The organism is Stutzerimonas xanthomarina DSM 18231 (assembly GCF_900129835.1).
GTDB classification, from domain to species: Bacteria; Pseudomonadota; Gammaproteobacteria; order Pseudomonadales; family Pseudomonadaceae; genus Stutzerimonas; species Stutzerimonas xanthomarina.
On sequence record NZ_FQXA01000005.1, the window covers coordinates 272,628 to 299,036 of the forward strand.

Annotated in this window: 26 protein-coding genes; 23 read left to right on the top strand and 3 right to left on the bottom strand. The window is 57.6% G+C overall.

Going from position 1 to position 26,409, the window contains the following annotated elements; all coding sequences use genetic code 11:
* Positions 1-36: 36 nt before the first annotated feature.
* The 18 genes from cheR to BUE09_RS14925 all read left to right on the top strand — a co-directional run bounded on the left by cheR (position 37) and on the right by BUE09_RS14925 (position 16,214).
* Complete coding sequence (gene cheR / locus BUE09_RS14840) at positions 37-861, top strand: protein-glutamate O-methyltransferase CheR (protein ID WP_073301833.1); 825 nt, start codon at positions 37-39, stop codon at positions 859-861.
* A 201-nt stretch (positions 862-1,062) separates the two neighbouring features.
* Positions 1,063-1,467, top strand: coding sequence for a flagellar basal body rod protein FlgB (flgB, locus tag BUE09_RS14845; RefSeq protein WP_073301835.1), 405 nt, complete (start codon positions 1,063-1,065; stop codon positions 1,465-1,467).
* Positions 1,468-1,481: 14 nt separating this feature from the next.
* Entirely contained in the window at positions 1,482-1,925 is a 444-nt protein-coding gene (gene flgC / locus BUE09_RS14850; RefSeq protein ID WP_073301837.1) for a flagellar basal body rod protein FlgC, read from the top strand.
* Between the two features lie 18 nt (positions 1,926-1,943).
* Complete coding sequence (flgD, locus tag BUE09_RS14855) at positions 1,944-2,624, top strand: flagellar hook assembly protein FlgD (protein ID WP_073301840.1); 681 nt, start codon at positions 1,944-1,946, stop codon at positions 2,622-2,624.
* A 31-nt stretch (positions 2,625-2,655) separates the two neighbouring features.
* Positions 2,656-4,017 (top strand): flagellar hook protein FlgE, encoded by a 1,362-nt coding sequence (gene flgE, locus BUE09_RS14860; RefSeq protein ID WP_073301842.1) that lies wholly within the window; start codon positions 2,656-2,658, stop codon positions 4,015-4,017.
* A 193-nt stretch (positions 4,018-4,210) separates the two neighbouring features.
* On the top strand, positions 4,211-4,951 hold the full coding sequence (gene flgF / locus BUE09_RS14865) for a flagellar basal-body rod protein FlgF (RefSeq protein WP_073301845.1): 741 nt from the start codon (positions 4,211-4,213) through the stop codon (positions 4,949-4,951).
* Positions 4,952-4,995: 44 nt separating this feature from the next.
* Complete coding sequence (flgG, locus tag BUE09_RS14870) at positions 4,996-5,781, top strand: flagellar basal-body rod protein FlgG (RefSeq protein WP_019342805.1); 786 nt, start codon at positions 4,996-4,998, stop codon at positions 5,779-5,781.
* Between the two features lie 29 nt (positions 5,782-5,810).
* Positions 5,811-6,506 carry a flagellar basal body L-ring protein FlgH gene (gene flgH / locus BUE09_RS14875; protein ID WP_073301847.1) on the top strand — a complete coding sequence of 232 codons (696 nt, stop codon included), beginning with the start codon at positions 5,811-5,813 and terminating at the stop codon, positions 6,504-6,506.
* Between the two features lie 13 nt (positions 6,507-6,519).
* The gene (locus BUE09_RS14880) at positions 6,520-7,623 is read left to right on the top strand and encodes a flagellar basal body P-ring protein FlgI (RefSeq protein WP_073301849.1); all 1,104 of its coding nucleotides are present in this window, start codon (positions 6,520-6,522) and stop codon (positions 7,621-7,623) included.
* Between the two features lie 11 nt (positions 7,624-7,634).
* Positions 7,635-8,828, top strand: coding sequence for a flagellar assembly peptidoglycan hydrolase FlgJ (gene flgJ, locus BUE09_RS14885; protein WP_073301851.1), 1,194 nt, complete (start codon positions 7,635-7,637; stop codon positions 8,826-8,828).
* Positions 8,829-8,830: 2 nt separating this feature from the next.
* Positions 8,831-10,909, top strand: coding sequence for a flagellar hook-associated protein FlgK (flgK, locus tag BUE09_RS14890; protein ID WP_073301853.1), 2,079 nt, complete (start codon positions 8,831-8,833; stop codon positions 10,907-10,909).
* A gap of 11 nt (positions 10,910-10,920) precedes the next feature.
* Complete coding sequence (flgL, locus tag BUE09_RS14895; RefSeq protein ID WP_073301856.1) at positions 10,921-12,192, top strand: flagellar hook-associated protein FlgL; 1,272 nt, start codon at positions 10,921-10,923, stop codon at positions 12,190-12,192.
* Between the two features lie 126 nt (positions 12,193-12,318).
* A complete protein-coding gene (locus tag BUE09_RS14900) occupies positions 12,319-12,636 on the top strand; it encodes a ComEA family DNA-binding protein (RefSeq protein ID WP_073301858.1) in 318 nt (105 codons plus the stop codon).
* A gap of 474 nt (positions 12,637-13,110) precedes the next feature.
* Positions 13,111-13,578 (top strand): YkvA family protein, encoded by a 468-nt coding sequence (locus BUE09_RS14905; RefSeq protein WP_073301860.1) that lies wholly within the window; start codon positions 13,111-13,113, stop codon positions 13,576-13,578.
* Between the two features lie 141 nt (positions 13,579-13,719).
* Positions 13,720-14,046: a helix-turn-helix domain-containing protein gene (locus tag BUE09_RS14910; RefSeq protein WP_073301862.1), complete on the top strand. Its 327-nt coding sequence runs from the start codon at positions 13,720-13,722 to the stop codon at positions 14,044-14,046.
* A complete protein-coding gene (locus tag BUE09_RS14915; RefSeq protein WP_073301864.1) occupies positions 14,028-14,423 on the top strand; it encodes a hypothetical protein in 396 nt (131 codons plus the stop codon). The genes BUE09_RS14910 and BUE09_RS14915 overlap by 19 nt, the downstream gene beginning before the upstream one ends.
* Complete coding sequence (locus BUE09_RS14920) at positions 14,424-14,891, top strand: tetratricopeptide repeat protein (protein WP_073301866.1); 468 nt, start codon at positions 14,424-14,426, stop codon at positions 14,889-14,891.
* A 348-nt stretch (positions 14,892-15,239) separates the two neighbouring features.
* Positions 15,240-16,214, top strand: a complete 975-nt coding sequence (locus BUE09_RS14925) for a tRNA dihydrouridine synthase (protein WP_073301868.1) — start codon at positions 15,240-15,242, stop codon at positions 16,212-16,214.
* Positions 16,215-16,220: 6 nt separating this feature from the next.
* Here the strand turns inward: BUE09_RS14925 and BUE09_RS14930 are convergent, their stop codons facing one another.
* Positions 16,221-16,967, bottom strand: coding sequence for an SDR family oxidoreductase (locus BUE09_RS14930; RefSeq protein ID WP_073301870.1), 747 nt, complete (start codon positions 16,965-16,967; stop codon positions 16,221-16,223).
* Positions 16,968-17,083: 116 nt separating this feature from the next.
* On the opposite strand from BUE09_RS14930, the gene BUE09_RS14935 reads away from it, so the two are divergent.
* Positions 17,084-17,527: an Hsp20 family protein gene (locus BUE09_RS14935; protein WP_073301873.1), complete on the top strand. Its 444-nt coding sequence runs from the start codon at positions 17,084-17,086 to the stop codon at positions 17,525-17,527.
* A gap of 86 nt (positions 17,528-17,613) precedes the next feature.
* On the opposite strand, the gene BUE09_RS14940 is transcribed toward BUE09_RS14935, so the two are convergent.
* Entirely contained in the window at positions 17,614-20,511 is a 2,898-nt protein-coding gene (locus BUE09_RS14940) for a sensor domain-containing protein (RefSeq protein WP_073301875.1), read from the bottom strand.
* 121 nt (positions 20,512-20,632) lie between these two features.
* Complete coding sequence (locus BUE09_RS14945) at positions 20,633-21,499, bottom strand: LysR family transcriptional regulator (protein ID WP_073301878.1); 867 nt, start codon at positions 21,497-21,499, stop codon at positions 20,633-20,635.
* Positions 21,500-21,650: 151 nt separating this feature from the next.
* On the opposite strand from BUE09_RS14945, the gene leuC reads away from it, so the two are divergent.
* The 4 genes from leuC (at position 21,651) to asd (ending at position 26,235) form a co-directional block, all read left to right on the top strand.
* Positions 21,651-23,078, top strand: a complete 1,428-nt coding sequence (leuC, locus tag BUE09_RS14950; RefSeq protein ID WP_073301881.1) for a 3-isopropylmalate dehydratase large subunit — start codon at positions 21,651-21,653, stop codon at positions 23,076-23,078.
* Between the two features lie 10 nt (positions 23,079-23,088).
* The gene (gene leuD / locus BUE09_RS14955; protein WP_073301883.1) at positions 23,089-23,736 is read left to right on the top strand and encodes a 3-isopropylmalate dehydratase small subunit; all 648 of its coding nucleotides are present in this window, start codon (positions 23,089-23,091) and stop codon (positions 23,734-23,736) included.
* A gap of 119 nt (positions 23,737-23,855) precedes the next feature.
* Positions 23,856-24,938 (top strand): 3-isopropylmalate dehydrogenase, encoded by a 1,083-nt coding sequence (gene leuB / locus BUE09_RS14960; RefSeq protein WP_073301885.1) that lies wholly within the window; start codon positions 23,856-23,858, stop codon positions 24,936-24,938.
* A 184-nt stretch (positions 24,939-25,122) separates the two neighbouring features.
* The gene (asd, locus tag BUE09_RS14965) at positions 25,123-26,235 is read left to right on the top strand and encodes an aspartate-semialdehyde dehydrogenase (RefSeq protein ID WP_073301887.1); all 1,113 of its coding nucleotides are present in this window, start codon (positions 25,123-25,125) and stop codon (positions 26,233-26,235) included.
* Positions 26,236-26,409 lie beyond the last annotated feature (174 nt).

Consider the following 26,409-nt stretch of genomic DNA (forward strand, 5'->3'; position numbering starts at 1 on the left):
GCTTCGTCCTCGCAATATGACGGGTGGGCAAAATTAGTGTCTGGTGATCCGGATTTCGATCAGTTCCGAATATTCCTCGAAAAGACGTGCGGCATTTTGCTGGGTAACAACAAGCAGTATTTGGTTTCCAGCAGGTTGAACAAGTTGATGGAGCAGCAGGGGCTCAAAAGTTTGGGTGATCTGGTCAGGAAGATCCAGGCCCAGCCACGCAGCGGCCTGCGCGAGCAGGTCGTGGATGCGATGACGACCAACGAAACGCTATGGTTTCGGGATACCTATCCGTTCGAGGTGCTGCGTAGCCGGGTTCTGCCTGAGCTTTTGAAAGGCTCGCCGGGTCAGCGCCTGCGTATCTGGTCAGCGGCCTGTTCATCGGGGCAAGAGCCTTATTCCCTGTCGATGACCATCGACGAATATGAGCGCAGTAGCCCTAGCCAGCCGAAAACGGCCGTTCAGATTGTGGCCACTGAATTGTCAGGGGCCATGCTTGCCGCATCGAAGGCGGCCGAGTATGACAGTCTCGCCATCGCACGCGGCTTATCCAGCGAGCGGTTGCAGCGGTATTTTGACGTGAAGAGCCCCGGCCGTTGGGTAGTCAAGCCCGCGGTCCGCAGCCGTGTTGAGTTTCGGGTGCAGAACCTGCTCGACAGCTATGCAGTGCTCGGCAAGTTTGATGTGGTGTTCTGCCGCAACGTGCTGATTTATTTTTCCGCCGACGTCAAGAAAGACATTCTCAGGCGGATTCACGCGACATTGAAGCCGGGCGGATACCTGTTTCTGGGTGCATCCGAAGCGCTGAACGGGCTACCTGAGCTTTATCAGATGGTGCAGTGCAGCCCAGGCATCATCTACAAGGCTAAATAGTCTTCATTCCGTGGCAATAGCGGCAGGAATCTGTCGCTATGGGCTAGATAAGCGGCGAAAGCGTGGTCAGGCTTTGCCGCTTTTGACGCCTGACTCAATCTCCCTCGCTAGAAAAAGCTTATAGATCAGTCGCTTGTATAAATGGCATGACCCTTGCTGGTGGTTTGCTAAGCAGACTTGTATCCCGCGAAGGGCTAGATCATGAGCATTAATTTCGACAAGGCACTTGGCCTCCATGAGAAGGCGCTCGGTTTTCGCGCTCAGCGCGCCGAAGTGCTGGCCAACAACATTGCCAACGCTGACACCCCTAACTACAAAGCGCGTGATCTGGATTTCAGCTCGGTTCTTGCTGCACAACACAGCAAGAATCAGGGTGGGTTTGGTGTGGCCGTGACCAGCAGCAAACATATCGCTGCCGAAGGGATGGAAATCGCCGATCCCGGCTTGCGCTTCCGCACCCCGGCACATGCGTCGCTCGACCAGAACACCGTAGATGCTCAGGTTGAACAGGCGGCTTACGCCGAGAATGCCATCGACTTCCAGGCAAGCTTTACCTTGCTAAATAGCAAGTTTCGGGGGCTGATGAGCGCCCTGCGCGGCGAATAAAAGGAGCGAAAATCATGTCCCTCAGCAGCGTCTTCAACATCGCCGGCAGCGGCATGAGTGCCCAAAGCACTCGCCTGAACACCATTTCCAGCAACATCGCCAACGCTGAAACAGTCTCGTCCAGCGTTGACCAGACCTACCGTGCACGTCACCCGGTGTTCGCCACCATGCTGCAACAGGCGAACGGGTCACCGAACGAGTCGTTGTTCGCCGAGCAGGATCAGGCGGGTGCTGGCGTTCAGGTGCTCGGTGTGGTGGAAGACCAGAGCGAACTGCAGGCTCGCTATGAGCCCAACCATCCTGCGGCGAACGGCGAAGGCTACGTGTATTACCCGAACGTCAATGTCGTCGAAGAAATGGCCGACATGATTTCTGCCAGCCGTTCGTTCCAGACCAATGCCGAGCTGATGAATACGGCGAAGACCATGCTGCAAAAAGTTCTGACCCTGGGCCAGTAACCCTAACGAGAGATTGCCATGAGCACGACAGGCGGTGTCAGCGGTACCGGTTCGGTACTGGACCAATACCAGATCAAAGATCGCGAAGTTAAAAGCAACGACCTCGGCAAGAACGAGTTTCTCGAGCTGCTGGTGACTCAGTTGAACAACCAGAACCCGCTGGAGCCGCAAGAGAACGGTGAGTTCATCGCGCAGCTAGCGCAGTTCAGCACCGTTGAAGGGGTAGAGAAACTGAATTCGAGCATGGAGACCATGCTGTCCGGGTATCAGTCATCTCAGGCGCTGCAAGCCTCTTCGCTGGTTGGCCGCAAAGTTATCGTGCCGACCGATAAAGCGGTCGTGGATACCAGCGAAACCTTCAAGGCCAGCATCGTGCTCCCGACAACCAGCAGCAACGTGGCGGTCAACGTCTACGACAGCGCCGGTACGGTGGTGAACCGGATCAACATGGGCCAGCAGGAAGCCGGCAACGTTTCGTTCATGTGGGACGGCAAAGATTCGAGTGGCAAAACCTTGCCGCCGGGTACATACAAATTCGAAGCACAAGCGACCTACCAGGGCGAGACCAAGGGGCTGTACACCTTGCTTCCTGCCAACGTGGATAGCGTCACGCTCGGACAAAACGGCGGTGAGCTTCAGCTCAATCTGGCCGGTGTCGGCAGCATCGGGCTGTCTCAAGTCCAGGTTATCGGTCAGTAACTGCCGGCACGTCCGGTAACAGGAGCAATTCATGTCGTTCAATATCGGCCTCAGCGGCATGCGTGCCGCCAGCAAAGACCTCAATGTCACGGGTAACAACATTGCCAACGCCGGCACGGCGGGCTTCAAGCAGTCGCGGGCGGAGTTTGCGGATGTGTATTCCGGCACGATGGCCGTTAGCAAGAATACAGTTGGTAGTGGCGTACAGCTTGCGAGTATTTCCCAACAATTCTCTCAAGGTAATATCAACTACACCCAAAACTCGCTTGACCTTGCCATTAACGGTAGCGGCTTTTTTCAGGTAAGCAACAATGGGGCGGTCAGCTACACTCGCGCGGGCTATTTTGGTGTCGACAAGAATGGAATGATGGTCGACAACTTCGGGAATAATCTGCAAGGCCGTACGTTGAGTCCTGATGGAACGCTGACGGATAAAGTTGGGAACTTGGTGATACAAACTGACAGCCAAGCCCCAAAGGCAACTTCCGAAATTGGCCAAACATTTAATCTGGATTCCACGAATGTTAGGCCGGCGAATGCAGGCAGGCCGAGTGCCGTGCCGCCCGAGGCTAGAGTCTTCGATCCCTCCGACCCGCTTACGTATAACTCGTCAACCTCCACGAATATTTTTGACCAGCAAGGTAACTCTCACGTACTTACCCAGTATTTTGTTCGCTCAGACAATCCTGATCAACCGAACGAATGGGAAATGTACGTTCTCGTAGATGGCCGAAATCATCAAGATCCTAATAGCGAAATTGCACCATTCACAACGTTGAACTTTACGGTAGACGGTAAGCTGATACCAGGAGCACCGCAAGATCCCGCCCCCAATCCACCAGCACCGATGGAGTTTGATCAAAGTGGCGTGTTAATTCTGCAAGGTTGGAATCCAGCCAGGTTAAATGCTCAGGGAGTATGGGAAACGAATGGCGCTGCTGCTGAGGGCGGCCTTAATATTGATGTCGACCTGCGTAGCGCAACTCAATACGCAAGCCCCTTCGCTGTTAACAGTATTGGTCAGGATGGTTACACCACTGGCGAAATGGTTGGTCTGGAAATTGACGAATCGGGTCAAATATTCGCGCGTTATACGAACGGACAATCCAAAGTACAGGGCCAGGTAGTTCTGGCCAGTTTTGCCAACGAGCAAGGACTAATTCCTGTTGGAAAAACCCAATGGATCCAGTCGTTTCAGTCGGGTGAGCCGGCTATAAATCCACCAGGGGTCGGAACAATGGGTACGCTCCAAGCCGGCGCGCTAGAAGATTCGAACGTCGAGCTGTCGGATCAGCTAGTCAATCTGATCGTGGCACAGCGCAATTACCAAGCAAATGCGAAAACGATAGAAACGGAGAGCGCTCTAACCCAGACAATCATCAATCTGCGGTAATTGCTACCTAGCACTGCGCGGGGTGGCGGGAAACTGCCGCTTCGTTTTCAAAAGGCCCTCCGGGGCCTTTTTTTTGTTAGAAGAATTCCTTGTTTTTCAGATGCTTAAGCCAGAACCCAATTGTTGGCACATGGCTTGCTTTGTTTCGCTACATAAGTCTGATTAGTGTCAATTCGGGTGCAACGGAGGTTCAATGGACAAGATGCTCTATGTGGCCATGACGGGTGCGAGCCAGAACGCTAAAGCCCAACAGGCGCATGCCAACAACCTGGCAAACATCTCGACCACGGGCTTCCGGCGTGACTTCGAGCAGGCGCGCTCGATGCAAGTCTTCGGAGACAGCTTTCCGGCACGTGTCTACGCCATGACCGAACGTCCAGGCACGGACTTCAGCTCCGGCGCTTTGCAAGAGACTGGTCGGGACCTGGACGTAGCGGTTGAGGGGGATGGCTGGATAGCCGTGCAAGCGCCGGATGGAAGCGAGGCCTATGCCCGAACTGGCAGCTTGAATATCGACACGCTTGGCATGCTCAGGACCGGCGACGGTTTGCCGGTGCTCGGCAATGCCGGGCCGATCGCGGTTCCGCCAGAGGAGAAAGTGGAGATCGGTGCCGACGGCTCGATCAGTATCCGCGCGCTCGGTGAAGATCCGAATGTGGTGGTAACAGTTGATCGCCTCAAACTGGTCAATCCCGATCCAAAGCAGCTGGAGAAGGGTACCGACGGCCTTATTCGATTGAAGGATGGACAGCCTGTCGAGGCTGATGCCGCGGTTCGTGTGACCTCGGGCTTCCTTGAGGCAAGTAACGTCAACGCTGTTGCCGAGATGACATCGATGCTGGCGCTGTCCCGGCAGTTCGAGCTGCACGTGAAGATGATGCGTACTGCCGAAGAAGATGGTGCCGCTGCGGCCCGAGTCTTGCAGATCAGCTAAACAAACTAGGCGGCGCCCGAATTCCGGCGCACGAGGAGAAGAACATGCTTCCAGCACTGTGGGTCAGCAAGACCGGTTTGTCCGCGCAGGACATGAACCTGACCACCATTTCCAACAACCTGGCCAACGTCTCCACCACGGGCTTTAAGAAAGACCGTGCTGAATTCCAGGACTTGCTGTATCAGATCCGTCGTCAGCCCGGTGGTCAGTCCAGCCAGGACAGCGAGCTGCCATCGGGCCTGCAGTTGGGTACCGGTGTACGGATCGTCGGTACGCAGAAGCAGTTTACCGCCGGCAGCCTGCAGACCACCGAGCAGCCGCTCGACATGGCCATCAATGGCCGTGGCTTCTTCCAAGTGCTGCTGCCAGACGGAACCGTGTCGTACTCGCGTGACGGCAGTTTCCATCTGAATGCCGAAGGCCAGATCGTGACCTCGAACGGTTACTCACTGGAGCCGGCCATTGTCGTGCCGCCGGAAACACAGACGTTTACTGTTGGCGAAGATGGCACCGTTTCGGTGACTACCCTGGGCAACCCGGCGCCGCAGATCATCGGCAACCTTCAGACCGCCGACTTCGTAAACCCTGCAGGCCTGCAGGCGATGGGCAGCAACCTGTTCCTGGAAACCGCTGCAAGCGGTGCGCCGCAGGTCAGCACGCCCGGCCTGAATGGTCTGGGTACGGTGCTGCAGAACACCCTGGAAAACTCCAACGTCAGCGTGGTCGAGGAGCTGGTGAACATGATCACTACGCAGCGCGCCTATGAGATGAACTCGAAAGTTATCTCCACGGCAGACCAGATGCTGTCTTTCGTCACCCAGCAGCTGTAACAGCTGTCAGCCGCTGGATTGAGGTGAATATGCGCCGCTTGTCGATTGTCCTTCCGCTGATGTCTGCCGTGATTTTGTCCGGCTGCATGGCGCCAGCTCCGAAGCCCAACGATCCTTACTACTCGCCGGTTCTGCCGCGCACGCCGCTGCCGGCTGCGCAGAACAACGGTGCGATCTATCAGGCGGGCTTCGAAACCAATCTGTACGACGATCGGAAGGCCTACCGGGTCGGCGACATCATCACCGTCACGCTCAATGAAAAGACCCAGGCGAGCAAGAACTCCAATTCGAAAATCTCCAAGGACAGCAGTGCCAACATCGGCCTTGGCTCTCTGTTTGGCGGTGCTGTTTCGATGGCCAATCCGCTGACCGACAACAAGATGACGTTGGGCGCTGAATACGAGGCATCACGGGATACTTCCGGTTCTGGTCAGGCAGGGCAGAGCAACAGCCTTTCCGGCTCGATCACGGTGACCGTTTCGGATGTGCTACCCAATGGCATCCTCGCGATCCGCGGTGAGAAATGGATGACGCTCAACACAGGCGATGAACTGGTGCGCATTGCCGGGCTGGTGCGTTCGGACGATATCGCCACCGATAACACTGTTCCATCGACTCGTATCGCTGATGCTCGCATCACTTACTCCGGTACTGGCGCCTTCGCGGACGCCAGTCAGCCAGGTTGGCTGGATCGCTTCTTCATTAGCCCGTTGTGGCCGTTCTAAACAGGTGCAGGCAATGAAATTGTTCAGCTCGATTATGGTTGCCTTGCTGTGCCTGTTTGTCGTCCCGGCCCAGGCCGAGCGACTCAAGGATATCGCTACGATTCAGGGTGTCCGTAGCAACCAGCTAATTGGTTACGGCTTGGTGGTCGGGCTGAATGGGAGCGGCGACCAGACCACCCAGACACCATTCACCGTGCAGACCTTCAACAACATGATGGCGCAGTTTGGCATCAAGGTTCCTGCCGGTGGCAACGTTCAGCTGAAGAACGTCGCGGCCGTGTCCATTCATGCCGATCTTCCGCCTTTCGCCAAGCCGGGCCAAACCATCGACATCACCGTGTCGTCGATCGGTAACGCCAAGAGCCTGCGCGGTGGCAGCCTGTTGATGGCGCCACTTAAAGGGATTGACGGCAACGTCTACGCGATCGCTCAGGGCAACCTGGTCGTGGGTGGTTTCGATGCCGGTGGCGCAGACGGTTCGCGCATTACCGTCAATGTTCCTTCTGCCGGCCGAATTCCGGGCGGCGCTACGGTCGAGCGGCCGGTGCCGAGCGCGTTCAATCAGGGCACGACGCTGACGATGAACCTCAATCGTCCGGATTTCACGACGGCGAAGAATATTGTCGACCATATCAACGAGCTGCTTGGGCCAGGCGTAGCCCAGGCGCTAGACGGTGGCTCGATCAGCATTACCGCCCCCCTGGATCCAAGCCAACGCGTGGATTACCTGTCGATTCTGGAAAATCTGGAAGTGGATGTGGGGCAGGCAGTGGCCAAGGTCATCATCAACTCGCGAACCGGGACCATCGTCATTGGCCAGAACGTACGTGTTCAACCAGCCGCCGTGACTCACGGCAGCCTGACGGTGACCATTTCCGAAGACCCGCAAGTAAGCCAGCCCAATCCGCTTTCTGATGGGCAGACCGTAGTCGTCCCCAATTCCAGAGTGAATGCAGAGCAGGAAGCCAAGCCCATGTTCAAGTTCGGCCCGGGTACCACGCTGGATGAAATCGTTCGGGCAGTCAATCAGGTCGGCGCGGCGCCGAGTGATCTGATGGCGATCCTCGAAGCGCTCAAGCAGGCCGGTGCCTTGCAAGCAGACCTGATTGTGATCTGAGGACAGAGGATATGGAAAATCGACTGGGACAGGGTCGGCGTACGCCAGACAGCGGTAGCTACTCCGACCTGAATCGGCTCAATCAGCTCAAGGTCGGCAAGGATCGTGACGGTGCCGAGAACGTGCGCAAGGTCGCTCAGGAGTTCGAGTCCTTGTTCATGAACGAGATGCTCAAGTCGATGCGCTCGGCCACTGAGGTCATGGCGAAGGACAATCCGCTCAGCAGTCAGGCCAGCAAGCAATATCAGGACATGCACGATCAGCAGCTCTCAGTCACGCTCTCCAAAGAGGGCGGTGGCATCGGGCTTGCCGACGTGCTGATCCGCCAGTTGAGCAAACAGCAGGAGCCCAGCGAAAAGCCGAATCCTTTTGCTCAAGTCGCACAGACCGAGGGGGCGAAATGGTCGAGCAACCCCAACTCGAAGATTGCACCCGTTGACCCCGCTCGCAACGATTCTCAGCTGCTCAATCAGCGTCGTCTGGCCCTACCGGGCCGTCTGGCCGAGCGCGCTCATGCGGAGGTTGCAGCTGCAATTACCCAGGCGGATCAGTCTAGCCAGGCGGGTGCTGTCCAGCCACTGGTCGATCTTGACTGGAAGCCTGCTACCGCTTTTGCAGCGCCTCAGGACGCGCCGTTGACGATCAACGGTGTAGACGCGGCCAACCCGAATGCACCGAGCAAGACGCGCTTCAGCTCACCTGCCGAGTTCATCGCCACCATGTTGCCAATGGCCGAAAAAGCGGCGAAGCGTCTAGGCGTCGAGCCGCGCCTCCTCGTGGCACAAGCCGCGCTGGAAACTGGTTGGGGCAAATCGATCATCAAGCAGAAGGACGGCACCAACAGCCACAACCTGTTCGGCATCAAAGCTACGGGCTGGGACGGTGCGTCCGCCAAGGTCACCACGACCGAGTACGTCAATGGCAAGGCAACCAAAGAGGTAGCCGGGTTCCGGGCGTATGACTCGTTCGAACACAGCTTTAACGATTACGTCCGGCTGTTGGAGAACAATGATCGTTACAAACCAGCCCTTCAGGTGGCCAGTGCATCTGGCAACTCGGAACGTTTCGTCAACGAACTTCAGCGGGCAGGTTATGCAACCGACCCGCAGTACGCACGCAAGATCAATCAGATCGCTCGCAAAGTGCAGACCTATCAGACAATTGCCGACGCCAGCACGTCGCCCGCAATGCGGACTAAGGGTTAAACATGGCTGACTTACTGAATATAGGCCTGTCTGGCCTGAGCGCGAGCAAGAGCCAGTTGTCCATCACTGGCCACAACATCAGCAACGTGAACACGCCAGGCTTCAGCCGGCAGGACGCCTCGCAAGCCACCCGTACCCCGCAGTTCAGCGGCGCGGGTTATGTAGGTTCGGGTACGACGCTGGTCGAGATCCGCCGCAGCTATAGCGAATTTTTGACCAGTCAGCTGCGCAGCAGCACCTCGCTGAGCAGCGATGTTGAAGCCTATAAAAGCCAGATCGACCAGCTTGATTCCTTGCTGGCCGGCAGCACAACCGGTATTACGCCGTCGCTGCAGAAGTTTTTCTCGGCACTGCAAACCGCAGCGGAAGATCCCGCCAATATCCCGGCACGCCAGCTGGTGCTGGCTGAAGCCGAAGGCCTGGCGCGCCGCTTTAATACGGTATCGGATCGCCTGACCGAGCAGAACAACTTCACCAATAAGCAGATGGCAGCGGTGACCGGCCAAGTCAATCGGCTGGCTGGCAGTATTGGCAGCTTGAACGACGCCATCGCGACCGCTTCAGCCAACGGCAAACAGCCCAATGACTTGCTCGATGCCCGCGATGAGGCCGTGCGGCAATTGTCGACGTATATCGGCATCAGCGTGACGCCCCAGGACGACAACAGCTTCAATATTTCGGTCGGCAGTGGTCAGCCGCTGGTGGTGGGTAAGACGGTGAGTCAGCTCAAGGTGGTCCCGGGGCTGAGCGATCCCAACCGTCATGAGATTCGATTTGTCAGCGGTGGCTCAGAGCAAGGCATTACCTCGCAGATCACTGGCGGTGAGTTGGGTGGCTTGATCCGCTATCGCGAGGAAGTGCTGGATTCAACGATGAACTCGTTGGGACGGCTGGCGTTGGCGGTGAGTGACCAGGTCAATACCCAGTTGGGGCAGGGGTTGGATCTGAAGGGGCAGGTCGGCAAAGCGCTGTTCGGCGATTTCAACAGCAGCGCACTGATGGCGCTGCGTGCAACGCCGTTCAGCGGCAACCCTTCGCTCAGCGCAGGAGGCTCGACTGTTGCAGCCGATGCGTCTTTGAAAATTACCGATACGAGTGCGCTGACCACTAGCGATTACCTGCTGGAGTATGACGGCACCAGCGGGGCGAGCGGCTATAAAGCACGTAGGCTAAGTGATAGCCAGCCGATAGACGTTCAGCTCAACAACGGCGCTCTTACCTTCCTCGATAAGAATGGCCGCGACCAAGGCTTCACCGTGCAGGTTAGCGGCACGCCGCTAGCCGGCGATAAGTTCTCGTTGCAGCCCACACGACGCGGCGCAACTGATATTGCTGCCGTGCTCGATCAGGCAGATCAGCTCGCATTCGCCGCCCCGATTCGAGCGGAGAGCAGCTTGCAGAACGGTGGAACTGGCGTTATCGGCCAACCGGATTTGATTAAAGGTCCATCGCCTATCGACGCGGAGGCACTGAGTTCGGCCGGCCTGAATCTGAATGTAACGGTCAGCGCTGATGGCACAAACTACAAGTTGAATGACCCTTTACCGACCAATTGGTCCTATATAGACGCGAACGGCGCGCCTACGACAACGGCGCCGTCTTTTATACTAGGTACGACAAACTCACTTCGTATTGCTTATACATCCGGAAGCGAGACGTATCAGTTTCAGCTCTCGCTGAGCGGGCGCCCCCAAACCGGAGACACGTTCTCTCTGGACTTTAACCAAACCGGCGTCTCGGATAACCGCAATGCACTTAAGCTTGTCGACCTACAGAGCAAACAAACCGTTGGAGTTTCCTTTGACGCTGACGGAAAGGTGTTGGCAGGCGCTAGCTTCACTGATGGCTACGGTAAACTGGTCGAACGGGTCGGTACGCTGACAGCCCAAGCGCGAATGGACAGCGAAGCTACTGGCGCGATTCTCAAGCAGGCCACGGACAACCGCGACTCACTGTCAGCAGTGAACCTCGATGAGGAAGCTGCAAACCTGATCAAGTTCGAGCAGTACTACAACGCTTCCGCTCAGATCATTCAAGTTGCCCGCTCCTTGTTCGATACATTGATCAATACCTTCAGGTAACAGGCCCGCCCATGCGCATCTCGACTCTGCAAGCATTCAATAACGGCGTAGCCGGTATTCAGCGCAACTACTCCAATGCAACTCGCACGCAGGAGCAGATCAGCACGGGTAACCGAATCCTGACACCGGCGGACGATCCGGTTGCGTCGGTGCGTTTGTTGCAACTTGAACAGCAACAGAATGTGCTTAGCCAATACAACTCCAATCTGACGGCGGCAAAGAACAGTCTGACTCAGGAAGAGGTAACCCTGAACTCGGTGAACACCGTCTTGCAACGTGTGCGTGAGCTGGCGGTACAAGCCGGCAACGGTGCGCTGGATCCGCAGGATCGTAAATCCATCGCTGCGGAACTGGGTGAGCGGGAAGATGAGCTACTGTCGCTCATGAACACGCGCAACGCGCGTGGCGAGTACTTGTTTTCGGGTTTCCAGGGCAAAACCCCCCCCTTCGTGCTAGAAGGCGATAAGTACATTTATAAGGGAGACGAGGGGCAGCGGAAATTACAGGTTGCGAGCTCGTTGACTATTCCAATTAGTGATAACGGAAAATCAATATTTGAGAGCGTGACCAACGCGGGACGCCTTGACAGTAATATCGTCGCTCAGCCTCCGGCATCAACGCTGTCTGTATCGGCGCCTCTGGTTAGTGATGAAACAGCGTTTGCTAGCGATCCGGGGTTTCCTTCCCAAGGCATCGAAATACAATTCGCTGCGGATGGCTCTTCTTATTCCATATATCAGTTGCCGCGTACGGATGACGGGGCGGGCAATTTCAACGATACGGCACTGCCGGGCTACAGCAACCTGAGCATAGACGATGATGCTAGCAGTAGTGACTTGCTTGTATTTCGCGGAGTAACGCTGCATTTAGATGGTACGGCGCAGGGCGGCGAAAGGGTTCAATTGACCGCGCCAGTCGAGCCTCGAAACAAGCAGGGAATTCTCGATACCATCGCCAATCTCCGCTCCGCTCTGGAGAGCCCCGCCAACGGAAACACCGGCGTCCGTGACGCCGTTGCAGTAGCCCTGACCAACCTCGACCACGGTATGGTCAGCGTGGACCAGGCGCGCGGAAACATCGGGGCTCGACTTAACGTAATCGAAACCACACAAACCGATAACGAAGATGTTGCGCTGGTTAATAAAGGCGTGCAGGCCGAGCTGCGTGAGTTGGATTATGCCGAGGCGTTGTCCCGGTTATCCATGCAGACGGTGGTGCTCGAAGCAGCCCAGCAGAGCTATGTGAAGATCGCAGGATTGAGTCTTTTCAACGCAATGCGCTGATCCGCCCGGCGGGCATGGTTCACAGAACCGTTGCTCCGATTTGACTTGAATTTGGTCGGGCTTAGAGTGTGTTGGCGGCGCATGGAGTACCGCGTTGCTAATCCAATACTCATAAGGACGTGAACAATGCTTAAGTCTTTGCTATCCGCATCAGTACTCGCTCTGCTCGCCAGCGTTTCCGTTGGCGCTTTCGCAGCACCCGCTAAGTCAGTTGAGTCGGTGAAAGTGGCCGCTGCCCAACACGCGGCGCCGATCAATCTCAATTCGGCAGATGCTGAAACCCTGACACGTGAACTCAAGGGTATTGGCGCCACAAAGGCCAAGGCTATCGTCGTTTATCGGGACGCCCATGGTCCCTTCAGTTCGGTCGACGAGCTGCTCGAGGTCAAAGGAATAGGCGCGGCCACGTTAGAAAAAAATCGAGCCAAATTAAGCGTGAATTGATTAACCAAAACATGTTTTAACGAAACCGGTCATTAGACCGGTTTTTTTATGTCGAGAGCTTGCAGCGCAGGCGCCTTTTCCCGCCAATCGTTGGTGCTCGCTTTGGTTCGCAATGCCGGTTCGGCAGGAACGTGGTCTGGCTGACGTTGTCTTTGCTAGGGTGCTCAGTCAGCTTTGTCTACCTGTTTTCAGCGCTAATCGGCCTTAAAAAGGCGTTGACATGTTACGGTTATTCACATTGCTCAGCGCATAGCAGGAAAATTGCGCTCAACATGCCAAGCGAATCGCCGAATTTTTTTAAGTTGCTGATTTGCATAGCTTTATTTGCTTTGAACAAAAAGCCGCCGATCTGTTTGTAGGCCTTGCCGCGCGGGCGTTCCAGCCATTCATTCAGCAACTGTTCACAAGGTTATCCACAGGATCTGTGGATACTTCTCCGGATATTGGCAAAGCAGAGTTAAGGGGAGGCATTCGATGAAAACGCCTTGGAATTTCTTCAAGTACCTGCCGATGGCGCGAAGCGTTCTCGCACGTGGGCGGTTGCCCATGGTGCTGCTTGCGGTCGCGCGCAAGCGCTCGGCTCGTGGTGGCCTGATAAAGGGGCTACGAGAGGATCTTGGTCTGCTTCAAGCATTATGCGTGGCCTGGTGGCGAGGTGAATATCGGCAGGTCAGCAGGCCTGCGCTGGTCGCTGCGGTCGCTGGCTTGTTGTATTTCCTGACCCCTATGGACGCCATACCAGACTGGATTCCAGGCCTTGGCTTCGTTGACGATCTGGCGGTACTGGGTTGGATAATCCGCAAATGGTCTGGCGAGCTGCAGGCATTTCGCACCTGGCGCGACAGCCAGCCAGCGGACGTCCGAGCGAGTATCGATCAGCTGCCTGCTGTGGATGAAGCAACGGACAGTCATGTCAGCGATGGGCGCAACGCCGAACACTAGAAAAGGGATCGGATTAATCCTTTCGAATGGCCCGCCACCGCCGCCCTTCACTCTTTAGTGCGGCGTTCTGATGATGAATGAATTGCCGCCCGGACTGTTAAGATCTCGCCTTGCAATTTGAGACTAGGGTCGGGGTAGTGAATGAGTGTTCAGGTCATCATGCGGGACGGTTTGCCAGAATATGCTGTGCTGCCTTGGGAGGAATATCAGGCTCTACTGACCAGCGGGCATGACGCAAGCGTCGCAGTACCGGTGGAAGCGAGCACTCCGGGCACCTTACCGAAATTCAGTACGTTACTAGCGTTGCGAGAGGCCAAGGGGTTGAGTCAAGAGGCGCTGGCCCGCTTGGTGGGTATCAGTCCGGCTTACTTAGGCCTAATCGAGGGCGGCGAGCGCGATCCCGATAATGCTATACGTCGTGCACTGGCCCGCGCATTGGAGATTGAAGGATGGCAGCAGGAGGCGTAACAGGCAGCGCAGCGTCGATTCGCATCAGCCGTCCGCACTGGCAGGCATTGTTGGTTGAGTTGGCTGAAGTCAGGCGACAGCGTCATCTGGTCACTTACCGTGCATTGATCGAACGGCTCCAGCTACCGGCGCCTGCCATGCAGACCTTAGCAGCCGCGCTGGAGCATTTGGCTGCGTTGGATGCTCGTGCTGATCGGCCGCTACGTAGCGCATTGGTGGTGAGTCAAGGTGCCAGTCGATTACCACGAACAGGCTTCTTCGAGTGTGCGACGCGCCTTGGGCGGTTTTCTGGTCCGGCAGATGGTTCGGCTGCCGCTTCCTGGCATGCCGGCGAAGTTGCACGAGTATTCGAATTTGATTATCCGGGGATTCCGTAAATGCTGAACGACATCCGGGCGCGAGTCGGTTATCTGCTTGCTCGCAAATTGATGAGCTCTCGACGGGTTGTTCAGCAACCGAAGATATGGCGTTGGATGGAAGGCCAGTTTTCGCGCATGGCTGCCATTGGTGACCCAAAAGCGCAGAGCTTTTATGGCCACATTCTGCTGTTTCGAGGTCAGGGATATGGCGCAAGACAAGAGGGGATACGTTTACTGCGCCTGGCTGCCGAGAAAGGCGATGCCAAGGCTGCTTACCAAATGGGTGTCATCAGCCTGGGCGAAGATGCGACTCACGGCCCAGACGGTGCTAAAGCTGCCCACTGGTGGAAACTTGCCGTCGAGGCCGGGCACCCCTTAGCTGCAGCCCGATTGGCTCAGCTGTACATGGCTGGGGGTCATGGGCTCACACGAGACACACAGCAGGCTGAACATTACAAAGCCAGCGCTGCGAGGCTCGGGCTCTGATTTCCCTACGGTTGAGATAGAGCGTTCTGTTTGTTCATGCGGCAGCCTGTCTACTCTTTGATCTAGTGCCTGGCTTCGAACGCCCGCGAGGCACGGCCAACCCAGCGGAATTTGGGCTTGCTACACGTGGCCGTTGCGGTCGATGAACACCCGAAATCAGCGGTTTCGACCTTAGCTAATGTCCGCTGTTCTGGTGCGCCATAACGGGTGGCGCAGGTATCGTTCATTCATCCAATCTTCGTCAGGTAGCACAGCTGCTCATTTCGCCCGCTAGTGGCGCGATGTGAAGATGTCTAACCAGGGCTGACATCCGTACAATGCGGCCTTTTTTCAGTTGGGTCGTTTCTGATGCAGATCGCCTTGGCGCCTATGGAAGGGCTCGTTGATGACATCCTGCGCGACGTTCTCACCGGTGTTGGCGGCGTCGACTGGTGCGTGACCGAGTTCATTCGGGTGTCGGATCGGCTATTACCGGCGTCCAGCTTTCACAGGCTTGCGCCTGAGCTTCAAAATGGCGCCGCGACTCGCGCAGGCACACCGTTGCGTGTGCAGTTGCTGGGCTCCGATCCTCTTTGTTTGGCTGATAATGCAGCCTTCGCTTGCAGCCTTGGCGCACCGGCCATCGACCTCAACTTCGGCTGCCCGGCCAAGACCGTCAACAAGTCTCGCGGCGGCGCCATTCTGCTCAACGAGCCAGAACTCCTGCATTCCATTCTCAGCGAGGTCCGTAAGGCGGTACCGGCGGCTATTCCCGTCACCGCCAAGATGCGCCTGGGTTTCGACAGCAAGGATGGTGCGCTCGATTGCGCCCGTGCGCTGGCTGACGGCGGTGCAGCGCAACTGGTGGTACATGCGCGGACCAAGGTCGAGGGATACAAGCCGCCAGCGCACTGGGAATGGGTGGCTAGGGTCAAGGATGTAGTCGATGTGCCGGTGTTCGCCAATGGTGATATCTGGTCGGTGGATGACTGGCGCCGTTGCCGTGAAGTCAGTGGCGTCGAGAACATCATGCTCGGACGCGGGCTGGTCTGTCGGCCGGATCTCGCCCGGCAGATCGAGGCGGCAAAAGCCGGTGAGCTGCTCGAGCCGATAAGCTGGGATGCTCTGCAACCGCTTCTGGCTGATTTCTGGAGGCAGGCGCGCCGCAAGATGTCTCCGCGCTATGCACCCGGCCGCTTCAAGCAGTGGATATCTCTGCTGACACGTACCTATCCGCAGGCCGTGACGATGTTCGCTCAGGTGCGTCGGGAAAACGATTGCGAGCGGCTCGATGCATTGCTGGGGCTCGACGTCAACGCGCCGGGTTTCAAGGCGGCGATCTAATGTCCGTCAGCGTCCACCACTGACATCCAGCAGGGCACCGCTTGTGTAGCTGGCCTTGCCGCTCGCCAGCCAAAGAATTGCTTCGGCTACCTCGTTCGCTTCACCGCCTCGGCCCATGGGCACGCTGCTCTTCACGCGCTCGATGCGATCGGGCTCGCCACCGCTGGCGTGAATATCGGTATGGATCACGCCAGGCCGTACGGCATTGACCCGAATGCCTTCGGTGGCGACTTCCTTGGCCAGCCCGAGGGTCATGCTGTCTATCGCGCCCTTGGCGGCTGCATAGTCGATGTACTCATTGGGTGCGCCGAGTTTGGCCGCGATCGATGAAATGTTGATGATGGCGCCGCCGATACCGCCGTGACGAGTCGACATGCGCTTGACCGCCTCGCGGGCGCAGAGAAAGCTGCCAAATACGTTGACCGCGAATACCCGTTCCAAACGCGCTTTGTCCATGTTCTCCAGGCGCATCTGAGGTTCGAGCATACCGGCGTTGTTCACCAGCACGTCGAGCCTGCCGAATTCGGCATCAACGGCTTCGAACAAGCGGGCAACTTGCGATTCGTCCGCCACATCCGCCTCGATAGCAATTGCTCGCACGCCATGGCTGCGCAGTTCGTTCAGTAGGTGGTCGGCTGCATCCTGACGCTGTCGAAAGTTCAGGCACAACGCGTAACCTTCAGCCGCTGCAAGCCTCGCTGTGGCAGCACCAATGCCTCGGCTGGCGCCTGTTATCAACATCACTTTCGGCATGGAAAATCCTCGACGAACGGTCTTGAAAATAAGCGAGAGGCACCTATCTAGGGCATCACAGGATGCCGAATTCGGGTCCTGTATGAACCACTCGCTGAATATCAGGAGATAGCAAAATGACTAGTTTTTCGATGGCCCCACTGTTTCGTCAGTCTGTTGGATTCGATCGCTTCAACGATCTGTTCGAGTCTGCGCTGCGCAATGATGCAAACGGCTCGTTCCCACCCTATAACGTGGAAAAGCACGGTGATGACCAGTATCGGATCATCGTAGCAGCGGCAGGCTTCCACGAGTCCGATCTGGAGCTGCAAGTCGAGCGAGGCGTGTTAACGGTGAGCGGCGGCAAGCGTGACAACGGTAGCGAAAACGTTACCTACCTGCACCAGGGCATTGCCCAGCGGGCATTCAAGCTCTCGTTCCGCCTCGCGGATCATATAGAGGTAAAAGGTGCCGCGTTGAACAACGGGCTTCTCAGCATCGAGCTCGAGCGGATAGTGCCGGAGGAGGCGAAGCCCAAGCGCATCCCAATCAACGGCGAGCGTTTGGCGCTGGAGAGCTGATGAGAGCAAACAGCGCTTAGCACGAAGGAAACCCCACCGAAGAATTTTGCGCTGTGGGGTTTCCTTTTTTTTCAGGCAGAACCCGTTCAGCCGGCCAGATGGGCTGCCAGCAGCTTTCCGAAATCCGCCAGTGGAAGAGGATGACTGAATAAATATCCCTGATACAGGTAGCAGCCCTGCGCTTGAAGCAGGTCAAGCTGTGCCTGTTGTTCGACACCTTCAGCGATCACTTCCAGCCCGAGGCTTCGCGCCATTGCGACGATGGCGCGAATGATCTCGGCGTCGTTTGGATCGTCCAGCGCATCGCGAACGAACGACTGATCGATCTTGAGGACATCCACCGGCAGTCGCTTCAGATAGGTGAGCGAAGAGTAGCCGGTACCGAAATCGTCCATGGCGAAGCTCACACCGTGCCGGCAGAGGCGGCGCATCTTGGCTATGGTGTCGTCCAGGTTCTGGATCACGATGCCTTCGGTAATTTCCAGCTTGATCATCGTATGAGGGAGCTCGGCAGCCTTGAGCGCTTCGAGAATCCGGTCGACGAACTCGTTCTGGCGGAACTGGCGAGGACTGATGTTTACGCAGAGGCTGAAACTGTCTGAATTAACGAATCCGCTGGCCAATAGCGATGCGGCGATGCGACAGGCCTCCGTAATGACCCAGTTGCCCACCTCGACGATCAGGCCGCTTTCCTCGAGCACGTCGATGAATTGAGCCGGCGAACGCGCGCCATCCTCGGGATGCTGCCAGCGCAGCAGGACCTCGGCGCCGACCACCCTGGCGGAGCGCGCGTCGACTTGCGGTTGGAGGTGCAGCTCGAATTCGTTGCGTTGCAGTGCCAGGCGCAGTTCGCTTTCGAGCCGCAGGCGTGCGCTGGCGGCCTGTTGCATGGTGGTGCGGAAGAGCTGTATTGCGTTGCGTCCAGCGTCCTTGGCTCGATACAGGGCAATGTCGGCTCGCTTGAGCAGATCCGCAGGTGTCTCGCCGTGATCCGGCATCAGGGCGATGCCGATGCTGGGTGTCACCTGCAGCCTGTTGCCTTCGTACATCATGGGTTCCGCGAGAAGGGTGCGCAGCTTTTCCGCAACCTGGCGGACATGACGGGTCACTTCGGAGCGTTTGCCAGTCAAGCCGGTCAGCAGCACAACGAATTCGTCGCCTCCCAGGCGGGCAACTGTATCTTCCTGACGAATGCTGGCTTCGAGGCGAGCCGTGATCATTTTCAGGACCGCGTCCCCGACGGGATGGCCGAGCGAATCATTGATGTGCTTGAAGTGGTCAAGGTCGAGAAACAACAAGGCACCACGAAGGTTGTGTCGTTTGTGCAGCGCCGCTTGCTGGGTCAGACGGTCCATCAACAGCGTACGGTTGGGCAGGTTCGTCAGCGGGTCGTGATAGGCCAGGTGATGGATCTGCGCGTGGGCTGCCTTGAGCTGGCTGATGTCCCGCGCAGATAGCAACAGGCAGTCAGTGCCGTTCAGCTCGATCGGCTCTACCGATACTTCTATCTGCTTGAGCCGCCCGTGACGATCCTGGCCGACTATCTCCCAGTTGGTCACCCGCCCGTCACGTTCAAGTCGCTCAAGAATTTCCTGCCGCTGCGTGCTCGGCCAGACGCCCAACTCGGAAGAGGTCCTGCCGATTGCTTCTTCCGGACGGTAGCCAGAGAGGCGGTGGAAGCCTTCGTTGACTTCGATGAACCGTCCTGTGCTGCGCTCGCTGATGATGATGGCGTCAGGGCTTGAATGAAACGCTTTGGCGAACTTGATCTCGCTGGCTTTCAGCGCTGCCTCGGCCTGTTGCCGTTTGGTGATGTCGCGAAAAGTGGTGACGATGCACAGCCGACGGTCGACACGAATGAATCGGCTGGAAACCACACAGGTGACGATCTGTCCTGTCCGGGTGCGGAACTGGGCTTCGGCGTTCTCCAGCCGCTGATCACGCATCAATTGCTCGTACAGTGACGTTCGCTGCCGCTCGTCTCGCCAGATACCAATTTCAGGCGCTGAGCGCCCGATGATGTCGGCACTCCCCCAGCCAAACACGATGCTGAAGCTCGGGTTGATCTCTATGAAAACCCCGTCGCGGATGCGGGACAGGGAGATCGGGTCCGGGCTGCCCTGGAACAAAGCCGAGAATTTCGCTTCCGATGCCGCCAGGTGTTGCTGGCGCAGGACCCGTTCGGTAGCGTCGATGATGATCCCCGCCATGCGCAAGGGCGCGCCATGCTCGTCCCGGTAGAGTTTAGCGGTGCTTTCAAGGTGTCGAATCGTGCCGTCTGGATGGATGGCATGATAAGTCGCCTGATAGGTCTGCCGGCGCCCGGCGAGGAGGTCGCTGTATGCCGAGCGCATGGTTTTGCGGTCGTTCGCCGCGACACTGCGGAAAAACTCACGAAACGACCCGTCGAATGGGCCATCTATCAGGCCTTGCAACTCGGAGGCCCTGGAGGAGGCATAGAGCCGGTCGCTTGGAATGTGCCATTCCCAATTGCCCAACTCTGCGGAGGCCAGAGCCAACTCAAGGCGCTCCTGGCTGTCTTCCAGCGCCTGCGCCTGGGTGTGCTGGTTGGTGATGTCGCGGATGACACCAACTAGAATCGTGGTGCCATCGTCACTGATCTGCCGTTGTCCATCGATCTCCAGCCACCGCACGCTCGCGTCTGGCCAGTAGACGCGATGACGAAAACTGAAACGCGTTTTGGTCCCGGCGAGTACCGAGCATGCGGCGGCTTCGATGTGCGGACGGTCCTCCGCGACGACGAGATTCAGATACTGATCTGCGGAAAGTTCGGCGAGTGGGCTGCTCCGTCCGAACAATTTCCACGTACCGAGCGACCAGTGCAGGGTGCCCCGTCGAACATCCCAGGACCATAGGCCGAGCCCCGCCCCATCTAGCACGGATAACAGGCGAGCAACGTCTTGCCATGGTTTGGGGGGCGCTGCGCTTGGTGCGGGCTCGGGCTTGGCGTCAGGCGGCAACATGAGCGGCCTTGGTGGGCTGGTTCAGCTGAAGGTATCGATAGCAGGCGATGCTCATGGCTCTCTTTGATCTTTTTAGTTATGCGGCGAACTTATCCGTAGCTGATCGTAAAGTGCAAGTCACTTAACCGATGTCCAGTAGCGACATGAAGGCCTTGGCTGCGTTGGACAGGGTGCGCTCGGTATGCGTGATGTAGCCGAGCTGTCTCGCCAGTTGGTCGCCAGGGAGTGGCAAGCGCACCACCTGATCATCGAGCATGGTGCGTGGAAGGACGCTCCAGGCGATCCCGATGGACACCATCATCTTGATCGTCTCCATATAGTTGGTGCTCATGGTGATATTGGGCGTCAACCCCTCGCGCTCGAACAGCCGCTGGGCAATATGGTGGGTGAAGGTATTACCACCAGGGAACACAGCCGGGTAGCCGGCGACGTCGGCCAGAGATATTCCGCGTTTGTGCGCCAGGGGGTGCTCGGGCGCCACCACGAAATCCAGCGGATCGTCCCAGACCTTGACCGCACGAATGGGCGTTGCGGTTTGCGGCGCCAGGGTGATCACCGCAAGCTCGGCACGCCCGTGCAGGACCTCATCGTAAGCGACCTCCGAGTCGAGGAAGCGGATATCCAGATTCACGTCCGGATAGGCGCGAGTAAAGCGCCTCAATAACGGCGGCAGGCGATGCAGCCCGATGTGGTGACTGGTTGCCAGGGTCAGCCGTCCGCTGACGTCGCCGTTGAGGTTGGTCAGGGCGCGACGGGTGTCGTCCAGCACATTAAGGATCTGATAGGCGCGAGGAAGCAGCGCTCTGCCGGCTTCGGTCAGGCCGATCTCACGGCCTAGCCGGTCGAACAATCTCACGTTCAGCTGTGATTCCAGCGAAGCCAGGCGTTTGCTCACGGCCGGTTGAGTCAGATGGAGGCGCTCGGCGGCTAGGGAGAAACTGCCCATCTCAGCGACCGCGATAAAGGCATTGAGGTTGGCGAGGTCCATGGGCTGACTCCGGTAGTTGTAGAATCGCACGAGTATTCCATATGGGAATGCGCTGGATGAAAAATATGAATTTGAGTAATCAGTGGCAAGCCCATAGCATGGCCTCATAAGCAAAAGGGCTATTGCCCAACGCACTGATGAGGAAAGTCCGATGGCTGGTAAAACGCTCTACGACAAGCTCTGGGAAATGCATGAGGTCAAACGCCGTGATGATGGATCGTCACTGATCTATATCGACCGGCATATCCTGCATGAAGTGACCTCGCCGCAGGCGTTCGAGGGCCTTCGCCTGGCAGGGCGCAAGCCGTGGCGCATCGATGCCAATATCGCCACTCCAGATCACAACGTGCCGACGACCAAGGCCGAGCGCCAGGGTGGTCTGGAGGCTATTGCCGACGAGGTTTCCCGCATCCAGGTGCAGACGCTGGACGAGAATTGCGATGACTTCGGCATCCTCGAATTCACGATGAACGACGTTCGCCAGGGCATCGTTCATGTAATCGGCCCGGAGCAGGGCGCGACGCTGCCAGGCATGACCGTGGTCTGCGGCGACTCGCACACCTCCACGCACGGCGCGTTCGCTGCGCTGGCCCATGGCATCGGCACTTCGGAAGTCGAGCATGTGCTTGCGACGCAGTGTTTGGTCGCGAAAAAGATGAAGAACATGCAGGTGCGTGTTGAAGGCAAGCTGCCCTTCGGTGTGACCGCCAAGGACATCGTGTTGGCTGTCATCGGGAAGATCGGCACCGCTGGTGGCAATGGCCATGCGCTGGAATTCGCCGGCAGCGCCATCCGCGACTTGTCGATGGAAGGGCGCATGACGATCTGCAACATGTCCATCGAGGCGGGTGCCCGTGTGGGCATGGTGGCTGCGGACGAGAAGACCATCGCCTATGTCGAAGGTCGTCCTTTCGCACCCAAAGGCACCGACTGGGACGAGGCGGTCAAGTGTTGGAAAGAGCTGGTCTCCGACGATGACGCTGTATTCGATACGGTTGTCGAGCTGAAGGCCGAAGCAATCAAGCCGCAGGTGAGCTGGGGTACTTCACCCGAAATGGTGTTGGCCGTCGATCAGAACGTGCCTGATCCGGCTGTCGAAGCTGACCCGGTCAAGCGTGACTCCATTACCCGCGCGTTGAAGTACATGGGGCTGCAGGCCAATCAGCCTATTACCGACATTCAGCTTGATCGCGTTTTTATCGGCTCTTGCACCAACTCCCGTATCGAGGATCTGCGTGCCGCCGCGGAAGTGGCCAAGGGGCGCAAGGTGGCTGCTACGGTCAAGCAAGCGATGGTTGTGCCGGGTTCCGGGCTGGTCAAGCAACAGGCCGAGGCCGAGGGGCTGGACAAGATCTTTGTAGAGGCTGGCTTCGAATGGCGCGAGCCGGGTTGCTCGATGTGCCTGGCGATGAATCCGGACAAGCTGGGCAGTGGCGAGCATTGCGCGTCCACCTCCAACCGCAACTTCGAAGGCCGCCAGGGCGCGGGGGGCAGAACGCATCTGGTAAGTCCGGCAATGGCCGCCGCGGCCGCGGTGACCGGACGCTTCGTCGATGTTCGCGAATTGATGCAGGCCTGAGGAGACCACTATGAGAGCATTTACCCAGCACACCGGTCTCGTCGCGCCGCTCGATCGCGCTAACGTCGACACTGATCAGATCATCCCCAAGCAGTTTCTCAAGTCGATCAAGCGTACCGGCTTTGGCCAGAACCTGTTCGACGAGTGGCGCTATCTGGACGTCGGACAGCCCAATCAGGATTGCTCGAATCGTCCGGTGAACCAGGAGTTCGTGTTGAATTTTCCGCGCTATCAGGGCGCCAGTGTTTTGCTCGCTCGGGAGAACTTCGGCTGCGGTTCTTCTCGTGAGCATGCGCCCTGGGCGTTGGAAGAGTACGGTTTCCGCACCATTATCGCGCCGAGCTTCGCCGATATCTTCTACAACAACAGTTTCAAGAATGGCTTGCTGCCAATCGCGTTGAATGAAGAAGAGGTTGACGAGTTGTTCGAACAGGCCGAGGCCGCCGAGGGATATCAACTCACCGTGGATCTGGCCGCACAGACCGTTACCCGCGCGGATGGCAAGCAGTACGCCTTCGAGGTCGATGCGTTCCGCAAGCATTGCCTGCTCAATGGCCTGGACGATATCGGCCTGACCTTGCAGGACAGCGATGCGATCAGGGCGTTTGAAGCCAGACACCAGCAGAGCCAGCCCTGGCTGTTCGGCGCGATCAAATAAAAGAAGCCGCAGCTGCAAGAGAAGGTCAAGGTAGGGTGGATGACGCTTCAACCATCCACCTTGCGAGGTTCCGGTGGACGAAAACAGCGCCATCCACCCTACGATAAATTGAGGAACGCATGAGCAAACAGATTCTGGTTCTCCCCGGCGACGGCATCGGTCCGGAGATCATGGCCGAAGCGGTCAAGGTGCTAAAGCTGGCTAACGGTAAGTTTCAGCTCGACTTGGAGTTCAGCTACGACGAATTGGGTGGTGCGGCGGTCGACAAGTATGGCGTGCCACTGGCTGACGAGACGCTCGAGCGTGCTCGTGCCGCCGATGCAATCCTGTTGGGAGCGGTCGGCGGGCCGAAGTGGGACGCTATTGATCCTGCCATCCGCCCTGAGCGTGGCTTGTTGAAAATTCGCTCGCAGCTGGGGCTGTTCGGCAATCTGCGGCCGGCATTGTTGTACCCACAGCTTGCAGAAGCGTCCAGTCTGAAACCGGAAATCGTTGCCGGTTTGGATATCCTGATTGTCCGTGAACTGACAGGTGGCATCTATTTCGGTCAGCCGCGCGAAAGCAAGGTGCTGGACAATGGCGAACGTATGGCCTTCGATACGCTGCCTTACAGCGAAAGCGAAATTCGCCGCATCGCCAGGGTCGGTTTCGACATGGCGCGTGTGCGCAACAAGAAGCTCTGCTCGGTGGACAAGGCCAACGTATTGGCATCGAGTCAGCTGTGGCGCGCAGTAGTAGAGGAGGTCGGCAAGGACTATCCGGACGTCGAGCTCAGCCATATGTATGTCGATAACGCAGCGATGCAACTGGTGCGTGCGCCGAAGCAGTTCGATGTGATCGTTACCGACAATATGTTTGGTGACATCTTGTCGGACGAAGCGTCCATGTTGACCGGTTCAATCGGCATGCTGCCGTCCGCCTCTCTCGACTCGAATAACAAAGGTATGTTCGAGCCGTGCCACGGTTCGGCGCCAGACATTGCCGGCAAGGGCATCGCCAATCCACTGGCGACGATCCTCTCGGTGTCGATGATGCTTCGCTACAGCTTCAATCAGGTCGCTGCGGCGGATGCAATCGAGCAGGCGGTCAGTGACGTGCTCGACCAAGGCTTGCGTACAGGTGATATCTGGTCTGAGGGTTGTGCGAAGGCAAATACTCAGGAGATGGGTGATGCGGTAGTCGCGGCGCTCGCGAAGTTGTAATCTCTCAGGTCCCATTTGCACCGGCCGTTGATAGAGCTTGTGGGCGACGGCTAGGCGGAAACGCCGAGTAGTGCGAGGCGTGCTGTTCAACTTGAGCGAGCAACGCCCGCGCTTTCGAACCCGAAAGCGTTTTTTTTATCGACGGCCTGTCAATTGAGGCCACATACATATAGGTGTAGTTGCGATGAAACGTGTAGGTCTGATCGGTTGGCGCGGTATGGTTGGTTCCGTGCTCATGCAGCGAATGCTGGAGGAGCGGGATTTCGATCTGATCGAGCCGGTGTTCTTTACTACTTCCAACGTTGGTGGTCAGGGCCCTTCGATTGGCAAGGATACCGCGCCGCTCAAGGACGCCTACAGCATCGATGAATTGAAGTCGCTCGATGTGATTCTCACCTGCCAGGGCGGTGACTACACTAGCGAAGTCTTCCCCAAGCTGCGCGAAGCAGGCTGGAAAGGGTACTGGATCGACGCGGCCTCAACGCTGCGCATGCATGACGATGCTGTGATCGTACTCGACCCGGTCAACCGCAAAGTGATCGATCATCAACTGGACGCGGGCACCCTCAACTACATCGGCGGCAACTGCACCGTCAGCCTGATGCTGATGGGCCTCGGCGGTCTGTTTGAGCATGGACTGGTTGACTGGATGAGTGCCATGACCTATCAGGCCGCCTCCGGTGCCGGCGCGCAGAACATGCGCGAGCTGATCAAGCAGATGGGCAGCATCAACGCGTCGGTCGCCGATGAACTTGCCGACCCGGCCAGCGCTATCCTGGAAATCGATCGCAAGGTCGCAGAGTGCCAGCGCTCCGAGACCTTCCCGGTTGATAACTTCGGTGTTCCACTGGCCGGTAGCCTGATTCCTTACATCGACAAGGAGCTACCGAACGGCCAGAGCCGCGAAGAATGGAAGGCTCAGGCGGAGACCAATAAGATTCTGGGTCGCTTCAAGAGCCCGATCCCGGTGGACGGTATTTGCGTGCGTGTCGGCGCGATGCGTTGCCACAGCCAGGCACTGACCATCAAGCTGAACAAGGATGTGCCTATCTCGGATATCGAAGGCATGATCAGCCAGCACAATCCCTGGGTGAAGCTCGTTCCGAACCATCGTGACGCGAGCATGCAGGAGCTCAGCCCGACCTCTGTGACCGGTACCTTGAGCGTCCCGGTCGGCCGCCTGCGCAAGCTGAATATGGGATCGCATTATCTCGGCGCATTCACTGTCGGCGATCAGCTGCTCTGGGGCGCAGCAGAACCTTTGCGTCGCATGCTGCGCATTCTCCTCGAACGCTAGCCCTCGAAGGAGTCAGATTAGAAGCGCCTCGGAATCCCGCGGCGCTTTTTTTATGCGATGGCGGAGTAGGCAGCCCGTTTCGTCGGCTTAATTCTCGGGCTTTATGGAGATGGGTTGCTTTCCGCTACAGTGACTCGCCGGGCGGCTTGCAAAGGAAGTGGTATCGGTTGTCCC

What these genes read in the sequence shown, in the direction of transcription:
- BUE09_RS14920 (WP_073301866.1), top strand. Translation starts at nt 14,424, where the DNA reads ATGCTGAACGACATCCGGGCGCGAGTCGGTTATCTGCTTGCTCGCAAA.
- flgF (WP_073301845.1), top strand. Translation starts at nt 4,211, where the DNA reads ATGGACAAGATGCTCTATGTGGCCATGACGGGTGCGAGCCAGAACGCT.
- BUE09_RS14940 (WP_073301875.1), bottom strand. Translation starts at nt 20,511, where the DNA reads ATGTTGCCGCCTGACGCCAAGCCCGAGCCCGCACCAAGCGCAGCGCCC.
- asd (WP_073301887.1), top strand. Translation starts at nt 25,123, where the DNA reads ATGAAACGTGTAGGTCTGATCGGTTGGCGCGGTATGGTTGGTTCCGTG.
- BUE09_RS14935 (WP_073301873.1), top strand. Translation starts at nt 17,084, where the DNA reads ATGACTAGTTTTTCGATGGCCCCACTGTTTCGTCAGTCTGTTGGATTC.
- flgE (WP_073301842.1), top strand. Translation starts at nt 2,656, where the DNA reads ATGTCGTTCAATATCGGCCTCAGCGGCATGCGTGCCGCCAGCAAAGAC.
- flgH (WP_073301847.1), top strand. Translation starts at nt 5,811, where the DNA reads ATGCGCCGCTTGTCGATTGTCCTTCCGCTGATGTCTGCCGTGATTTTG.
- flgL (WP_073301856.1), top strand. Translation starts at nt 10,921, where the DNA reads ATGCGCATCTCGACTCTGCAAGCATTCAATAACGGCGTAGCCGGTATT.
- BUE09_RS14900 (WP_073301858.1), top strand. Translation starts at nt 12,319, where the DNA reads ATGCTTAAGTCTTTGCTATCCGCATCAGTACTCGCTCTGCTCGCCAGC.
- flgD (WP_073301840.1), top strand. Translation starts at nt 1,944, where the DNA reads ATGAGCACGACAGGCGGTGTCAGCGGTACCGGTTCGGTACTGGACCAA.
- BUE09_RS14930 (WP_073301870.1), bottom strand. Translation starts at nt 16,967, where the DNA reads ATGCCGAAAGTGATGTTGATAACAGGCGCCAGCCGAGGCATTGGTGCT.
- BUE09_RS14945 (WP_073301878.1), bottom strand. Translation starts at nt 21,499, where the DNA reads ATGGACCTCGCCAACCTCAATGCCTTTATCGCGGTCGCTGAGATGGGC.
- BUE09_RS14925 (WP_073301868.1), top strand. Translation starts at nt 15,240, where the DNA reads ATGCAGATCGCCTTGGCGCCTATGGAAGGGCTCGTTGATGACATCCTG.
- flgK (WP_073301853.1), top strand. Translation starts at nt 8,831, where the DNA reads ATGGCTGACTTACTGAATATAGGCCTGTCTGGCCTGAGCGCGAGCAAG.
- flgJ (WP_073301851.1), top strand. Translation starts at nt 7,635, where the DNA reads ATGGAAAATCGACTGGGACAGGGTCGGCGTACGCCAGACAGCGGTAGC.
- leuB (WP_073301885.1), top strand. Translation starts at nt 23,856, where the DNA reads ATGAGCAAACAGATTCTGGTTCTCCCCGGCGACGGCATCGGTCCGGAG.
- BUE09_RS14905 (WP_073301860.1), top strand. Translation starts at nt 13,111, where the DNA reads ATGAAAACGCCTTGGAATTTCTTCAAGTACCTGCCGATGGCGCGAAGC.
- flgB (WP_073301835.1), top strand. Translation starts at nt 1,063, where the DNA reads ATGAGCATTAATTTCGACAAGGCACTTGGCCTCCATGAGAAGGCGCTC.
- BUE09_RS14910 (WP_073301862.1), top strand. Translation starts at nt 13,720, where the DNA reads ATGAGTGTTCAGGTCATCATGCGGGACGGTTTGCCAGAATATGCTGTG.
- leuC (WP_073301881.1), top strand. Translation starts at nt 21,651, where the DNA reads ATGGCTGGTAAAACGCTCTACGACAAGCTCTGGGAAATGCATGAGGTC.
- flgC (WP_073301837.1), top strand. Translation starts at nt 1,482, where the DNA reads ATGTCCCTCAGCAGCGTCTTCAACATCGCCGGCAGCGGCATGAGTGCC.
- leuD (WP_073301883.1), top strand. Translation starts at nt 23,089, where the DNA reads ATGAGAGCATTTACCCAGCACACCGGTCTCGTCGCGCCGCTCGATCGC.
- BUE09_RS14915 (WP_073301864.1), top strand. Translation starts at nt 14,028, where the DNA reads ATGGCAGCAGGAGGCGTAACAGGCAGCGCAGCGTCGATTCGCATCAGC.
- BUE09_RS14880 (WP_073301849.1), top strand. Translation starts at nt 6,520, where the DNA reads ATGAAATTGTTCAGCTCGATTATGGTTGCCTTGCTGTGCCTGTTTGTC.
- flgG (WP_019342805.1), top strand. Translation starts at nt 4,996, where the DNA reads ATGCTTCCAGCACTGTGGGTCAGCAAGACCGGTTTGTCCGCGCAGGAC.